The sequence below is a fragment of the Clostridioides sp. ZZV14-6150 genome (assembly GCF_020657875.1).
In the GTDB taxonomy this organism is placed as follows: Bacteria; Bacillota; Clostridia; order Peptostreptococcales; family Peptostreptococcaceae; genus Clostridioides.
Map to the genome: position 1 here is coordinate 1 of NZ_JAGWDA010000007.1, position 17860 is coordinate 17860.

The following is a 17860-nucleotide window of genomic DNA, read 5'->3' on the forward strand; positions in this document are numbered from 1 at the left end:
TGATAGGTCGAAGGTGTAAGTGCAGCAATGTATTTAGCTTATCGATACTAATAGGTCGAGGACTTGACCAATATTTATTTGATGTTCATTGATTAAAATATATATGTAGTTTTTAGAGTGTTAACTCTAAAGAAACTAGTTTTACTAGTTATAAAAATTTAATGCGGGTGTAGCTCAATGGTAGAGTTCTGGCCTTCCAAGCCAGCTGTGAGGGTTCGATCCCCTTCACCCGCTCCAAAAGATTATGTGGTTACAATAGCAGAGAGGATACACCTGTTCCCATTCCGAACACAGAAGTTAAGCTCTCTAGCGCTGATGGTACTTGGTGGGAAACTGCCTGGGAGAGTAGGACGTAGCCACGTAATCTTTTTTTGTATAAAATTTTATAAAAATGTAATTATTATATGTTTTTATTTGTCTTTTATAGATTTTTTTGGCAATAAATGATATAGTGAATATAATTAAATATTTAAATATTTAATTTTTTTTGTTTTTTTGTAAGTTTATTTTTATAAATTTCTTTAAAATTTTTGGGAGATACACTTTGACATACGTTTTAAAAGTAATTCTAACAGTAAGTAGGACAAAAAATAAATAAAATAGAAATTTGTGTTAAATAAGGAGATTAATATGAAAAAAAATGCAAGATTAATAACAACAGGAATTCTTTCAATGGCAATTGTTGCACCTACAATGGCATTTGCTACTGAGTCTAATGCTATGGAAAATAATGATAATTTAAATATAAATTTGGAGAAAAAAAGTATAGTTTTAGGAAGTACATCAAAAGTAAGTGTGAAATTTAAAGAAAAGCCAGATGCTGATAGCATTACATTAAAATATAAATGCTATGACATGCCACTAGATACAACTCTGAACTACAATCAATCAACTGGATTATATGAAGGAACAATAAACTATAATAAAGACCCAGAATATTTAAATGTGTGGGAATTACAGGGTATAACAATAAATAGTGCAACTAATCCTAAGACTTTAGACAGACAAGAATTAGAAGCTATGGGATTAAATTTAAAAGATTATGATGTAACACAGGAATGTATAATTGAAGACATAACTTCAAGAAAAGATGTAAGCAAATATATGAGAAAAACTTCTGCACCTATTACAGAACTTACAGGAAGTGATAGATATGAAACAGCAGTAAAGATAAGTAAAGAAGGCTGGAAAAATGGTTCAGATAAAGTAATTATAATAAGTGGAGATGTAAGTATTGATGGTATTATATCAACTCCACTAGCAACTACATATAATGCACCAATACTTTTAGTTGAAAAAAACAATGTACCAACCAGTGTAAAAGCAGAATTAAAGCGTCTAAATCCTAAAGATGTAATAATAATAGGAGATGAGAATTCTATTTCTAAAACTACTGCTAATCAAATAAAATCAACTGTAAGTGCTAGTCAAACACGTTTGAATGGTTCTAATAGATATGAGACATCTTTATTGATAGCAAAAGAAATAGATAAAAATCATGATGTAGATAAAGTATATATAACAAATGCAAATGGTGGAGAAGTAGATGCACTTACTATAGCAGCAAAAGCAGGTCAAGATAAGCAGCCAATTATATTAAGTGATAAAGACAGTCTTACAAATGATACATACAAGTGGCTACAAAGTGAGGATTTACAAAGTGCCTACTTTATAGGTGGTCCTCAAATGTTATCAACAAATGTTATCAATAAAATAAATGATATAACTAAAGATAGTGTTACTAAAAATAGAGTATATGGAGCAGACAGACACGAAACAAATGCAAATGTAATAAAAACATTCTATACAGAGGATGAATTAGAAGCTGTTTTAGTAGCTAAGTCAGATGTACTTGTTGATGCTTTAGCAGCGGGACCATTGGCTGCTAGTTTAAAATCTCCAATACTTATAACACCAAAGACATATGTATCTGCATATCACAAGGATAATTTAGAAGCAAAATCTGCTAATAAGGTGTATAAGATAGGAGGCGGCTTGACTTCTAAGGTAATGAATTCTATAGCAGCGTCATTGTCTAAGCACAATACAACACCAACAGACCCAGGAACTAATAATGGAGCAAAGACAGTTATGATTGACCCAGGTCATGGTGGTTCAGATACTGGAACTACAGGTAAACCATTAGGTGGAATTAAAGAAAAAGATTATACTTTAAATACTTCACTTGCAACAACTGAGTATTTACGCTCAAAAGGAATAAATGTAATTATGACTAGAGATACAGATAAGACTTTATCACTTGGAAATAGAACTGCCTTATCCAACTCTTTAAGACCAGATTTATTTACAAGTATACACTATAATGCATCTGATACAACTGGAAATGGAGTAGAAGTATTTTATAAACTTGCAGATAAAAATGGTGGAACTACTAAAACTGTAGCCACAAACATATTAAATAGAATTTTAGAGAAATTCAATCTTAAAAATAGAGGAATAAAAACAAGAACACTATCAACTGACCCTACAAAAGATTATTTATATGTTTTAAGAACTAATGATATGCCAGCTGTACTTGTAGAATGTGCATTTTTAGATAATGAGAAGGACATGAGTTTATTAAATACATCATCAAAAGTAAAAGACATGGGTACACAAATAGGTAAAGGTATAGAAGAGTCATTAAAATAGTATATAATGAAAATACTTAAAAACTCAGCATAAATTAATTTATGACTTTAGATTTAGTTTAAATTCATAAAATAAAAATATAATTCTGTTATTAATAAAGACTATGTATAGATTTTTGCATATATAAGTGCAAATAGCATATACATAGTCTGTTTTGTAGTTAAGTTCTGATTGATAGGATTAAGGTACGAGTATAGCAATGTATTTAACTTCTCGATATTAATAGGTCAAGGACTTGAACAATATTTATTGACTTACAAAAAATTGGTATAAAATTCTACAAAATATAATCATTATATGTTTTTATTTGTCTTTTATAGATTTTTTTGGTAATAAATGATATAGTAGAAATGATTAAATATATTTAATTGTGTTTATTTTTTGTAATTTAATTTTTAATAAATTTTTGCAAATTTGGGGCATACACACTTTGCTGTGTTTTAAAAAATTAAAAAGACTAAAAAAGCAAGGTAGAAATCTATGTTAAGTAAGGAGATTAATATGAAAAAAAATACGAGATTATTAACAACAGGAATTCTTTCAATGGCAATTGTTGCACCTACAATGGCATTTGCTACTGAGTCTAATGCTATGGAAAATAATGATAACTTAAATATAAATTTGGAGAAAAAAAGTATAGTTTTAGGAAGTACATCAAAAGTAAGTGTGAAATTTAAAGAAAAGCCAGATGCTGATAGCATTACATTAAAATATAAATGCTATGACATGCCACTAGATACAACTCTAAATTACAATCAATCAACTGGGTCATATGAAGGAACTATCAATTATAATCAAGATCCAGAATATCAAAATGTGTGGGAGTTACAAGGGATAACAATAAACAGTGCAAATAATCCTAAAACCCTAAACAAACAAGATTTAGAAAAGATGGGATTAAATTTAAAAGACTACAATGTAACACAGGAATGTATAATTGAAGACATAACTTCAAGAAAAGATGTAAATAAATATTTGAGAAAGACTTCTGCACCTATTACAGAACTTACAGGAAGTGATAGATATGAAACAGCAGTTAAAATAAGTAAAGAGGGCTGGAAAAATGGTTCAGATAAGGTAGTTATAATAAATGGAGATGTAAGTATCGACGGTATTATATCAACTCCACTAGCAACTACATATAATGCACCAATACTTTTGGTTGAAAAAAATAATGTGCCTGATAGTGTAAAATCAGAATTAAAACGTCTAAATCCTAAAGATATAATTATAATTGGAGATGAGAATTCTATTTCTAAAACTAGTGCTAATCAGATAAAATCAGCTGTAGATTCTAATCAAACACGTATAAATGGCTCAAATAGATATGAGACATCTCTATTGATAGCAAAAGAAATAGATAAAAATCACGATGTAGATAAAGTGTATATAACAAATGGTAAGGATGGAGGAGAACTAGATGCACTTACTATAGCAGCAAAAGCAGGTCAGGATAAGCAACCGATTATAGTGACTGATAAAGATAGCATTACAAATATTACATATAAATGGCTGGAGAGTGAGGACTTACAAAGTGCTTATTTTATAGGTGGTTCTCAAATGATATCAACAAATATTATCAATAAGGTAAATGATATAACTAAGGATAATGTTGCTAATAATAGAGTATCTGGAGCAGATAGACATGAAACAAATGCAAATGTAATAAAAAAATTCTATACAGAAGAGGAATTAGAAGCTGTTTTAGTAGCTAAATCAGATGTACTTGTTGATGCTTTAGCAGCAGGTCCATTAGCTGCTAGTTTAAAATCTCCAATACTTATAACACCAAAGACATATGTATCTGCATATCATAAGGATAATTTAGAAGCTAAGTCTGCTAATAAAGTGTATAAGATAGGAGGCGGATTGACTTCTAAGGTGATGAATTCTATAGCATCATCATTATCTAAGCATAATACAACACCAATAGACCCAGAAACTAATAATGGAGCAAAGACAGTTATGATTGACCCAGGACATGGTGGTTCAGCACCTGGAGTAGATGGAACATCATTTGGAGGAATTTTTGAAAAAGATTATACTTTAAATACTTCACTTGCAACTACTGAATATTTACGTTCAAAAGGAATAAATGTAATTATGACTAGAGATACAGATAAAACTTTATCTCTTGGAAGTAGAACTGCCTTATCTAACTCTTTAAAACCAGATTTATTTACAAGTATACATTACAATGGCTCTACTAATAAAAAAGGTCATGGAGTAGAAGTATTTTATAAGCTTAAAGATAAAAATGGAGGAACTACTAAGACTGTAGCTACCAATATATTAAATAGAATTTTAGAGAAATTTAAACTTACAAATAGAGGTATAAAAACAAAAGTACTTAAAAATGACCCTACAAAAGATTATTTATACGTTTTAAGAACTAATAATATGCCAGCTGTACTTGTAGAATGTGCATTTTTGGATAATGAGAGTGATATGAAGTTAATAAATTCACCTGCAAAAGTAAAAGAAATGGGCATACAAATAGCTAAAGGAATAGAAGAATCATTAAAGTAATTACAAATAGGATGCTTAAAATTTAATATAAATTTATGATTGTGAGTTTATATTAAAGCTATAATTTGAAATATGGGTGTGTAAATATATAAAGACTATATATACATTGTTGCATATACTAATGCATAACAGTGTATATATGGTCTTTTTTGTAGTTAAATGCAATAATTTGATTGTATTTTGAGAAATGCACAATATGATATAATTAGATAATATACACTTAATTTAATTAAGGAAGGTGATTATGTGGAATATTTATTTAAAAAAAGCAGTCTAAAAAAAGATGAAAATGAATCCTTAGGTAAATATAAGGAATTGTTAGATAGAACTGAAAATAACTCAAGAAGTATTATTTTATTAGTACCAAATAACAATACTAGAATAAGATATGAGAGGTCATTAGAATTAGATTATAGTGAAGAATTAAAAATAACAACATATATAGGATTTGTAAAAAAAGAATTATTAAAATACTGGGCACTTATAATAGAAAAATGTGAAGGAATAAATAAAAAATCTATATCTCCAACATTTATATCAAATAGTTTAAGTGAATATTTAATAATTAAAAAAGTTAAGGAAAAAAGAGTGAAAGAAGGATATTTTGAAGATATCACAGGAACAAATAAATCAATCGCAAAAAGTATAATTACAAATATAAATAAGTCAGCATTTAATTTAATTGACTTTGATTTTATTGGAGAAAAAATATATTCATCAAAGAAAAATAGAAATAGTATCTATAGATTTTCATATACTCAGATGGATGAAATTATATCATATTACATAAATACATTAATTTCAAATTCAATGTTAGATAATGCATTGAGTGTGTATCTATATAATAATTACCTTCTTAATGATGAATTTTATTTAAAAATTTTACTTAAAGAATTGAGATATATAGTAGTTGATAGTCTTGAAAATTCAAGTAATGCAGAAGTAGATTTTATTGAAAAGGTATCAAGTAATGTATTAGAAAGCTATATATTCTTTGATTTTAGTAAAGATTATTCTGTGTTTAACAATACTGACATGGATTATATAAATGAAAAGATAATATCTAAAATTAAATTTAAAGAAGAAATTAACTTTAAAAAAAGTAATATAAAAATAGAAGATTTATATTTATTACCTTCAAGTATAGAATTAAATCAATCAAGTCAACTGTATAATGAAATGTTAGATTTAGTGAGTGAAAAGGTTATAACTCTTATAGAAAGTGGTATATCTCCAAAAGATATAGCAATTATATCACCTATAAACAATACAATATTGGAGTATCAAATTAAGGATTCTTTGAGAGAAAGAAATATAGATGTTTTCAACACTAAAAAAGATAAAAAAGCTATAGATTATCTATATGGAAATGCTCTAGTGGTTGCTACTTGCATATTTTATGGATATTTAGACTTTATAAAAGATGAAGAATATATAAGTTTTTTAGAGACCATTTTAGACATAAACAGAATAAAAGCATTTAAGATTTTTAAAGAAACAAGGCATTTAGAAGTTGATAAAATAGAAGGATATAATCAATATCGTGATATTTTACAGTATATTGAAGAAAAGAAGAAAAGTGACATAAAAATACATGAATTTTTAATTCAGTTTTATATAGATAAAATGTTAAATTTAAAAGATGGTAAAAAGAATGTTGGCCTATGTAAACAAATAATAGCTGAAAGTGAATCATTTAGTGAAAGTGCAGACCTACTTGGATTGAAAGAGGAAAAGATTTTTATAGAAGCTTTAAAGACGACAATAAATGATTATTATTCTGTTATTGATATAGAAGAGTTAAAAAGCAAAGATAAAATAGTAATAACGACTCCTTATTCATATATATCATCAAATATAGATAGAAGTATTCAAATATGGGTAGATATAGGAAGTAATTCTTGGAATATGAAAATAGAAAAAGATATAAGTAATTTAATTGTACTTAGAAAATCTTTTGAAGAGAAAAAAATTTATACAAATGAAATGGAAGAGTACTACAAGAAATACTATCTATATAATACAATATATAATTTATTGTTAAGTGCAAATAAAGTTTATGCATATAAGAGTGAATACACAATTAATGGTTATATTCAAGAAAGTATGCTATATAGTATACTTTTGAAACTCTCACATAAAGGGGATAAAATTTATGATTAATATAAATTATAGAGAAGACCAAATACCAATAATAAATTATGAGGATGGAACTATGGCAGTTCCAGCAGTTCCTGGGGCTGGAAAGACATTTATAATAACAAATTTAGTAGCTAAACTACTACTTGAACAGAAACATAAAGGTGGTAAAATATTAGTTCTTACATATATGAATAGTGCTGTAAATAATTTTAAAGGTAGAATAAAAAAAATACTTGAAGAAAACGAAATAGACGATATTAACTCATATGAAGTAATGACTATACATAGTCTAGCTGTAAAAATAATAAAAGAAAAACCCGAAATAGTAATGTTGAGTGAGGATTTTAATATAGCTGATGATTTACAAAAAAGTATTATATTAAATGAATGTATAAATAAATTTAGATTTGATGGAGGAGAAAGAGCATTTAGATGGTTTCTAAAAGAGCAAAAAGATGAGAGATGGAAAGAGATAACTCTTGAAGCTTGGGAGAGAGGTTTTTTTGAATTTGCAGGAAATGCTATAAGTGAACTTAAATACAAGGGAATTTCTCCAGATAAGCTTGAAGAGATACTATCAAGAGGACACAAAGGCATGCTTAAAGTGATTTTGCCAATATACAAATTATATGATAGAAAATTAAAGCAAAATGGCTTGCTAGATTATGATGATATATTAATTTTAGCAGAAAAAACTTTAAGCTTAGATGAAGGACTTAGAAAAAAATTCCAAACTAGATATAAATATATTTTTGAAGATGAATGTCAAGATTCAAATGAAATACAAGGGAATATAATAAAAATTATATCGAGTGAAAACAATAATTTAGTTAGAGTGGGAGATATAAATCAGAGTATAACAGGTACATTTTCATCATCAGACCCTAAGTTTTTTAAAGAATTTGTAAAAAATGCAAAGTGTTGTTATAGGATGGATATGTCAAATAGAAGTTCAAAAGATATACTAGATTTAGCAAATACACTTGTAGAGTATGTCACAAAAGAATTTAAACAAGAAGAATGTAGATATGCTCTTGAGGATATGCAAATAAAAACTGTTCCAACTGGAGTGGGATATAAAGAAAACCCTAATCCAGAGCATTATAATATAAATGTAAAATGGTATGATAGTTGGAAAAATGAAATAGAACAAACTGCTAAATATGTTAAAGGTATAAAAAAGAAATATCCAGATAAGAGTATAGGGATACTAGTTCCATTTAATGAACAAGTTACACAAGTTGCTAAGGAACTTAGAGAGTATAATCTAACATTTGAAGAATTGGGTCCAAACTCTTTAAGTAAAAGGAAGGTTATAAATAACATAGCTTCTATTATAGATTTTATGCTAAACTGTGATGATATAGAAAAATTAATAACCGTACTTGATAAGGTTTTTATAAATACAGATAATGAAATAGAAGAAAAGAATTTTTTAGACGGATTAAAAAACTATACAACAGAAGAAATTATATATGATTTTAAATTTAATAAAGATAAATTTGAACCACTAGAAATTAATGAGGAAAGCAATATATATACAAGTTTTAAAGATGGTATAGATATTATAAAACAGATATTAGAATACCCAATAATAAGGTTAGACCTGCTGATACTATTTATTGGTAAAAAGCTTAACTTAGAAAAAGAGGATAAGGCAGTATTAGATTATATATCTTTTTATATAAAGTATTTAGTTTCGGAAAATATATATATGGACTTAGAGGATGTTTACAATGTTCTATTTGATGTTAAAAATAAGGTGTTTAATCACATAATAGATGTAGTTTATGAGATAAATGGATATGAGCCAGAACCTGGTAGCATAACACTATGTAATTATCATAAATCAAAGGGGATGGAATGGGATTGTGTGTTTTTATTAGGTCTTGTTGAATATAATTTCCCTGACAATATTACTCAGAAATTTCAGAGTGATAAATGGTACTTAAAAGAAAAATACAAAAACCCAATGGCTATTATTAAGTCAGAAATTGAAGCTATACTAAAAGGGAGTATTTCAACTGATTACGCTTATCAAACTAAAATTGATTCTATAAATGAGAAGATTAGACTTTTATATGTAGGAATCACTAGGGCAAAGGAGATGTTAGTACTTTCAGGGAGTGCTTATAGAGATGAAAATGATATAGGAAATAAAAGAAAAGAACAGAAACCATGTGTCTATTTAAGAAGGCTGAATCGACATATTATTGAGAAAAGGTCAAATTAACATATAGATGAGTTAAGTTGATATATTGTTGAAAGAAAGTTAAGTTAACATATAATGAGTTCAGTTACTATGTTGTTTAAAGAATGCCAAATTAATATATAATAAATAGTTATTAAAAAATAAAGTTAAGAGAGAAGTGATATGATTGAATGATAAATTAAAATATTTTTCCTATAGTCAAAATTCAATTAACACATATAAGTCATGCCCACTAAAATTTAAGTATAAGTATATTGATAAAATAAATTGGAAAAATGATGATATAGGTAGTAGAGTGTATTATGATAGTTTAAAAACTGGAAGAGACTTTCATTTAATTTGTGAAAGATACTTTAGTAATATACCACTTGGAATCTATTTTAATGAAGATGACAAAAATAGTAAAAGATTTTTAAAATGGATTGAGAATATAAAAAAAATTGTTCCCATCGAAAAAGAAAAAATATATTTACCAGAATATGAAGTAAGGATGAATTTAAATGGGGACATATTACAAGCAAAGTATGATTTAATTGTAATTGGAAAAGGAAATATAGAGGTATGGGACTGGAAAACTGAATCTAAAAAGATTAACCATAAAAATGTAGAAAGTAGGATTCAAACAATAGTTTATATGTTTTTGGCAAAAGAAGTTATTCCGAAAGTTTTAAAAATAGAAGTAAATGTTAAAGATATAAGTATGAAATATTACCAACCTGAATTTGATGATTTGCCAATTAATATCTCATATAATGAAGAAAAACATGAGACAAATAGAAATAAAATTCAAAGCTATATAAACATGATAAAAAGTACTAATTATGAAGAACATACATACGAACACAATCTATACAATAATATAGAAAAGGTATATAATAAAGAAGAACGTATGTGCTATAGAAATAAAAGTCATTGTAAGTATTGTGAATTTAATAAATTATGCAATGGCAAAGAAATAGATTATAGTATTTTGGAGGCGGAAATTTATGGGACTTAGGTTTATATTAGGTAGATGTGGAAGTGGAAAATCTACATATATATTAGATGAAATTAAAAAAGAATCTCAAAAAAATGAAATGACATCTGTTATACTTTTAGTTCCAGAACAGTATACATTTGAAGCTGAAAATAGAGTAAGCAAACTATTTTTAGGAGGAGAAAAGGACAAGTATTTAAGAGTTAGAGTGCTTAGTTTTAAAACACTGAGCAACATAGTTTTTTCTCAAACAGGAGGATTAACAGATGTAAATATAAATTCTAGTGGAAAAGCAATGATGGTGTATCGAGCGATAGAAGATGTAAGTGAAGAGTTAAATGTATTTTCAAAATCAAAGTCACAATCTGGTTTTGTAAGTTCAATTACAGATATGATATCAGAAATGAAACAGTACAATATAAGCCCTGAAATGTTAGAAAACATATCTGGAGAATTAGAAAATGAGACATTAAGTTTAAAATTAAAAGACATAAGTAAGATATATAATTCTTTTGAAGGAAAATTACATGAAAATTATATAGATGCTCAAGATATGTTGACTTCATTATCAGGCAAAATAGAATTGAGTAACTATTTAGAAGGAGCTTATGTTTATATAGATGAGTTTACAGGTTTTACACCAAATCAATACAATGTTATAAAAAGTATATTAAATAAAGCTAAAGATGTTAGCATATCTTTGACTGTAGATAATGTTAATTATATTGGATATAGTAAAACAGATGTATTTTCTAGAACTAAGTTTACTTATTCAAAATTAACTCAATTATGTAATGAAGAAGGAATAAAAATATTACCACAAGTAAATTTGAATACAGGCGTTATAAAAAGGTTTGAAGAAATTCAAGAGTTACAACATTTAGAAAAATTTTATAATGCTTATCCATATAAAACATATATAAATCCAACTAAAAATATAAAAATAAAAGAATTTAATAATCTATATTCAGAGGTAGAAGAAATAGCTAAAGAAATTGTACATTTGGTTAGAGACAAGAATGTTAGGTATAGAGATATAACTCTTGCTACAAGAGACTTAAATAGATATGATTTTTTGGTACATTCTATATTTAATGAGTATAATATACCTAACTTTATAGATAAAAAGAGAGAGGCAAAAAGTAATCCAATAGTCATATTAATTATTTCAGCTTTAGAAATGAAAAACAGACGATATGGATATGAAACTATGTTTAGGTATTTAAAGAGTGGTCTTATAGGAATTGATAATGATGATATAAATTTGCTGGAAAATTATGTACTAGCCAATGGAATTAAAGGTAAGAAATGGTTTGATGAAAAATGGGATTATAGAATAACGCAAAGTCTTTCTAATGAAGAAAGTGAGTTCGAGTTAGAATTAAAAGATAAAATAAATGAGATAAAAAATAGAGTATTAGAGCCAATAATAAATTTACAAGAAAAACTAAAAGGAAAAAATAGAGTAAAAGAAATTTGTAAGTATATATATGAGTTTTTACTAGATATAAGTATGCCAGAAACGATAGAGAGTTTAATAGTAAATTTTAAGGATAAAGGAGAACTTGATGTTGCTAATCAGTATTCACAAGTTTGGGATATAGTAGTGGATGTTTTAGACCAAATGGTGGAACTTATGGGTGAAGAAATAATATCCTTAGAAAAATTTATAAAATTAATAACTCTTGGATTTGATGAGTATGAGTTAGGGCTAGTTCCTCCTAGTATAGATCAAGTACTTGTAAGTAGTGTGGATAGGATGAAAAATCCAAATACAAAATACTTATACTTAATAGGAACTACTGATGGTGTATTTCCTTTAATTACAAAAGATAGTGGAATATTAAGTGATAATGATAGGGAAAGTCTTGGAAATAAAGGTATTGAAGTTGATATAGATAGTAAAACTAGAAGTTTTGAAGAACAATTTTTAGTATATAAAGCTCTTACTTCAACATCTGAAAATTTAATTATAACATATCCTATATCTGACCATGAAGGTAAGACACTTAGACCTTCAATAATTATATCAAGATTAAAGAAGATATTCCCAAATATAGAAAATAAAAGTTATTTAATAGAAGAAGATAAAAGAACTAATGAAGATATACTTAAAAAAATAACTGTAAAATCACCTACATTTAATGAGCTTATAAGTGTAATAAAAAACTACGATAATGATGAGTACAGCAAAGAAGAAATTAATAGTATCTGGTTAGATATATATAGATACTATCTAAAGGATGAACTGTATAGTTCTATAACAAAAAAAGTTATAAAAGGTCTTAGTTATACTAATCAAGTTCATAGAATTGAAGAGAAAAAAATAAGGTCATTATATAAAAGTAATTCTCTTAGTGTGTCTAGGCTTGAAAAATATGCAGAGTGTCCATTTGCTTATTTTATACAATACGGTCTTAAAGCTAGGAAGCGTAAAGAATATTCATTTACACCACCAGATTTAGGAACCTTTGTTCATAATATTTTAGATAGATTTTCAAAAGAGCTATCACAAGATAATTTATTGTGGAAAGATATTGATGAGGAATATATAGAACTAAAGGTAGGTATTATAGTTGATGAAATAATCTCAAAGATACCAGGGTATATATTAAATAGTTCTGAAAGATATAAATATCTTGCATATAGATTAAAGAATATGCTTACAACAGCTATAAATATAATTAGCCAACAGATAAAACAAGGTTCATTTGAACCTGTAGATTATGAAGTTAAATTTGGTAAAGACGGTAAATACCCTCCTATAAAAATAGTTTTGAATAATGGAGAAGAAGTAAATTTAATTGGTCAAATAGATAGAGTAGATGAATTTGAAGAAGGTGAAAACAAATATATAAGAATAGTAGATTATAAATCAGGTAATAAAACTATAAATTTAACAGAGATATACTATGGTCTACAATTACAATTACTTGTGTATCTTGATGCAATCCTTGAAAGTGTAAAAGAAGAAGATATAAATTTAAATCCAGCGGCAATATTATATTGTAGAATAAATAATCCAATAGCAAAGTTTAATGAAGATAAAGATGATACTGAAATTCAAGAAGCTATACTAAAAGAACTTAGAATGAAGGGGCTTGTGGTAAAGGATTCTCATATAATAAAAGAGATGGATAAATCATTAATAGATGGAGAAAGAAAAAATTCCTTAGTAATACCAGTAGGTCTTACAAAGGATGGAAATGTAGGTAAAAGTACATCTACAGTAAGTTATGAAGATTTTAGGTTACTTAGAAAATATGTAAAACATGCGATAAAGGATTTATGTGAAGAAATGTTAAGTGGTGAAATAAAGATATCTCCATATAAACATAAAGAGGGAACATCATGTGATTTTTGTGATTATTCAGCTATATGTCAATTTGATTCAACTATGAAAGATAATAAATATAAAATTTTAAATAATAAGAGCAATGAAGAGATAATAAAAATGATGGAAGGAGATGTTGATTGATGAGTTCTCCTAAATGGACAAAAGAGCAAACAGAAGTTATAGAAAGTAGAGACTGTAATTTACTTGTTGCAGCAGCTGCTGGGTCGGGAAAAACAGCAGTACTGGTTGAACGTATAATTCAAATGATAACAAGTAGAGAAAATCCAATTGATATAGATAAATTATTAGTAGTTACATTTACTAATGCAGCTGCATCAGAAATGAGAGAGAGAATAGGTGATGCTATAGGAAAAGCATTAGATGAAAATCCAGAAAATAAGCATTTACAAAATCAACTTGTTTTATTAAATAAATCGAGTATTACAACAATACACTCATTTTGTTTAGATGTTATAAAATCGAACTTTCATAGAATAAACTTAGACCCTAATTTTAGAATAGGAGACCAAACTGAATGTGCTATTTTGAAACAAGAGGCAATCGAAGAAGTATTTGAAAAATTATATGAAGAAAGAGATGAGGGTTTCTTAAATTTAGTTGAAAGTTATGCAGAAAGAGGAGGAGACAAAGAAGTTCAGGATATTATTCTAGGAATATATTCATTTGCAATGGCTTCTCCTGAGCCTAAAAAATGGCTTATTGATTCAGCAGAGAGATTTAACATTGATGAGGATTTTGATTTTTCAGAATCTATTTGGGCTAGAGCTATATTAGATACTGTAAAAATAGAAATTGATGGAATTTGCTCAAATATGGAAAAGGCCTTAAAAGAAGTTAAGTCAATAGATGAACTAGAAACTTTTACAGAGAAGCTGTCGATTGAATATAAGAGAATGGTCGATATTTCAGAAGCATGTAATAAATCATGGAATGAGGCATATAAGAAGATGTCAAGTATGTCTTTTGAAAACTATGTCAAAGGTATAAAAAGGATACCAAAAGATGCTCCTTCATATATAAAAGAGTCAAAAGAAAAAGCAAAAGCAATAAGAGACAAAATTAAAAAATCTTTAGAAAGTATAATAAATTCTACGTTTAATAAAGATAATGAATCTATTAAAGATGAAATTAAATATCTTTATAATATAGTTAAACCAATCTCTAATATTGTTCTGAGATTTGAAGAAGAATACAGCAATAAGAAAAATGAAAAAGGAATAATAGATTTTAATGATATAGAGCATTTTGCCTTAAATATACTTACGAATATAGATGAGAACGGAAATATCATACCTTCTGATATAGCTATGGGGTATAGAGATAATTTCTATGAAATATTTATAGATGAATATCAAGATAGCAATCTTGTACAAGAAGTACTTCTTAAAACTGTGGCAAACATAGAGACTCCAAATAGATTTATGGTTGGCGATGTAAAGCAAAGTATATATAGATTTAGACAAGCAAAACCAGAGTTGTTTTTACAAAAGTACAATAACTATAAAGATGAAAAAGGAAGTTCTCACAGAAAGATAATGCTTTATAAAAACTTTAGAAGTAGGGAAGAAGTTGTAGACTCTGTAAATTATATATTTGAAAATATAATGAATGAGAATATAGGAGAGATTGAATATACAGAAAAAGAAAGACTTAATTTGGGTGCAGATTTTAAATCAGATTTAGAGGAGAACTCTATTGTCGGTGGAGCAACAGAAATACACCTTATACAAAAAAATACTAAACCTAGTAATGATATTATAAACAATAAAGATAATAATGCTAATAATGAAGAAAATGAAGCAGAAGAAGATGAAGAACTAGACAACATACAACTTGAAGCTAGAATGGTTGGAAAGATTATTAAGGATTTAATGAAAGTCAATGAAGATGGAAAGATTCAAAAAGTTTATGATAAAGGAATTGATGCCTATAGACCTGTGGAATTTAAGGATGTAGTGATTCTTTTAAGAGCTACATCTGCATGGGCACCTGTGTTTGCAGATGAGTTGATGAATATGGATATACCTACTTATGCTGATGTTGGAGTGGGATATTTTGATACAATTGAAATAAAAACAATACTATCATTACTTCAGATAATAGATAATCCAATGCAAGATATACCTCTTATAGCTGTGTTAAAGTCACCTATATTTGGATTTACACCAGAGGATTTAATTGACATTAGAATTCAAAATAAAGATAAAACTTTTTATGAAGTTTTAGAGAGTACATCAGAGTATGATGAATTTACAGATTCACAGAATGAAAGTAAGTCGGATTTTGTACCAAGTGAAGAATGTATAAATAAAAGTAAAGACTTTCTGATTAAACTAAAGGAATTTAAAGAGAAATCAATGTACATGAGTACAGATGAATTTATATGGTATTTATATACAAAAACTGGATATTATGCTTATGTTGGAGCATTACCAGGTGGAAGTCAAAGACAAGCTAACTTGAAAGTACTTTTTGAGAGAGCAAAACAATTTGAAGAGACTAGCTTTAAGGGAATATTCAATTTTGTAAACTTTATAGAAAAATTAAAAAAATCTAGCTCTGATATGGGGAGTGCAAAAACACTTGGAGAAAATGCAAATGTTGTTAGAATAATGAGTATCCATAAGAGTAAAGGTCTAGAATTTCCAATAGTTATATGTTCTGCTATGGGAAAAAATTTCAATACTCAAGATTTTAAAAAGAGTATTTTATATCATCATAACTTAGGATATGGACCTCAGTTTGTGGACTATGAGAGACGAATTTCTTTTCCAAGTATAGCTAAAGAAGCACTAAAAAGTAAAATAAATATAGAAAATTTATCAGAAGAGATGAGAGTATTATATGTTGCATTTACAAGAGCAAAAGAGAAACTGATTATAACAGGCTCTACTAGAAATGTACAAGATAGCATGAAAAAATGGTGTAGTGGAATTGAAAATTTAGATACAATATCACAATATGAAATACTAAAAAGTAAGAATTTCTTAGATTGGATAATGCCTTGTGTATTAAAACATAAAGATTTATCTAATTTATTGGAAGATATGGGATTAGATGTACCATTTAATGTTGAACATAATTCAAAATGGTATGGAAAGTTATGGAATAAGGATGATATTTTAATACAAAAGAAAAATGATGAAGAAAAAGAAAGTATTGAAGAAGTTCTTGAAAAAATAGATGTAGAGGAACCTGATAGCGATTATTATACTGAAATAGAAGAAAAGTTAAACTATATATACCCATATGAATTTAGTACAAAAAAACCTGCTAGTATATCGGTTACAGAAATAAAAAAGATACAAAATAATTATGAAGAAGAGTTGATAAATACTATATTTGAACAAAAAATAAACTTAAAAAAACCTCTATTTATTCAAAATGATGAAGAAAAAGAAAAAATAAATGGAGCAGAAAGAGGTACAATAATTCACTTAGTTATGGAAGTTTTAGATTTAAAGAAGGTAAACAACATAAATGATATAAAGATGCAAATAAAAAGTTTTATTTCAAAGGGTATAATAACAGAAAAGCAAGCTAGTATAGTAAATCCTTATAAAATATATAAATTTTTTACATCTAACATAGGAAAAAGGATGTTAAATGCTGAACTTATAAATAGAGAAAAAGCAATTTATGCACAAGTAAATATGAAAGATATATATATTTATGAAGAATTGATAAAAAATGATGATAAGAAAATTTATGACAAAGAAAGTGTCATGTTAAGAGGTATAGTTGATGCTTATTTTGAAGAAGATAATCAGATAGTTTTAGTAGATTATAAAACAGATTTTGTAAATGAGGAAAATATAAATCAGATAATAGAGAAATATAAAAAACAATTAGACTTATATGCAGATGTTATTGAAACTTTAACTGGAAAATCAGTAAAAGAAAAATGTATATATTTATTTGGAGTTGATGAGGCTGTTTGTTATTAATTATTTTGATATAAATTAGACATAAAGATAAAGGGGAGGGGAAA

7 protein-coding genes, 1 tRNA gene and 1 rRNA gene are annotated in these 17860 nt (G+C 27.0%); all 9 read left to right on the forward strand.

Annotation, left to right across the window (positions count from 1 at the left end; genetic code table 11):
* Positions 1-163: 163 nt before the first annotated feature.
* Positions 164-237, forward strand: a tRNA-Gly gene (locus KGF41_RS09515).
* Between the two features lie 8 nt (positions 238-245).
* Positions 246-362 (forward strand): 5S ribosomal RNA (rrf, locus tag KGF41_RS09520).
* A gap of 268 nt (positions 363-630) precedes the next feature.
* Entirely contained in the window at positions 631-2652 is a 2022-nt protein-coding gene (locus tag KGF41_RS09525; RefSeq protein ID WP_227856606.1) for an N-acetylmuramoyl-L-alanine amidase, read from the forward strand.
* Positions 2653-3153: 501 nt separating this feature from the next.
* Positions 3154-5181, forward strand: a complete 2028-nt coding sequence (locus tag KGF41_RS09530) for an N-acetylmuramoyl-L-alanine amidase (RefSeq protein WP_227856607.1) — start codon at positions 3154-3156, stop codon at positions 5179-5181.
* A 246-nt stretch (positions 5182-5427) separates the two neighbouring features.
* Positions 5428-7344, forward strand: coding sequence for a hypothetical protein (locus tag KGF41_RS09535; protein ID WP_227856608.1), 1917 nt, complete (start codon positions 5428-5430; stop codon positions 7342-7344).
* Positions 7337-9556 (forward strand): ATP-dependent helicase, encoded by a 2220-nt coding sequence (locus tag KGF41_RS09540; RefSeq protein WP_227827001.1) that lies wholly within the window; start codon positions 7337-7339, stop codon positions 9554-9556. The genes KGF41_RS09535 and KGF41_RS09540 overlap by 8 nt, the downstream gene beginning before the upstream one ends.
* A gap of 145 nt (positions 9557-9701) precedes the next feature.
* Positions 9702-10532: a PD-(D/E)XK nuclease family protein gene (locus KGF41_RS09545; RefSeq protein WP_227856609.1), complete on the forward strand. Its 831-nt coding sequence runs from the start codon at positions 9702-9704 to the stop codon at positions 10530-10532.
* A complete protein-coding gene (addB, locus tag KGF41_RS09550) occupies positions 10522-13989 on the forward strand; it encodes a helicase-exonuclease AddAB subunit AddB (RefSeq protein ID WP_227827003.1) in 3468 nt (1155 codons plus the stop codon). The genes KGF41_RS09545 and addB overlap by 11 nt, the downstream gene beginning before the upstream one ends.
* The gene (gene addA / locus KGF41_RS09555; protein ID WP_227856610.1) at positions 13989-17816 is read left to right on the forward strand and encodes a helicase-exonuclease AddAB subunit AddA; all 3828 of its coding nucleotides are present in this window, start codon (positions 13989-13991) and stop codon (positions 17814-17816) included. Before addB ends, addA begins: the two co-directional genes overlap by 1 nt.
* Positions 17817-17860 lie beyond the last annotated feature (44 nt).

Bases quoted from the DNA above. Each gene is read 5' to 3' on its own strand.
- KGF41_RS09525 (WP_227856606.1), top strand. From the start codon at position 631: ATGAAAAAAAATGCAAGATTAATAACAACAGGAATTCTTTCAATGGCA.
- KGF41_RS09530 (WP_227856607.1), top strand. From the start codon at position 3,154: ATGAAAAAAAATACGAGATTATTAACAACAGGAATTCTTTCAATGGCA.
- KGF41_RS09540 (WP_227827001.1), top strand. From the start codon at position 7,337: ATGATTAATATAAATTATAGAGAAGACCAAATACCAATAATAAATTAT.
- addB (WP_227827003.1), top strand. From the start codon at position 10,522: ATGGGACTTAGGTTTATATTAGGTAGATGTGGAAGTGGAAAATCTACA.
- addA (WP_227856610.1), top strand. From the start codon at position 13,989: ATGAGTTCTCCTAAATGGACAAAAGAGCAAACAGAAGTTATAGAAAGT.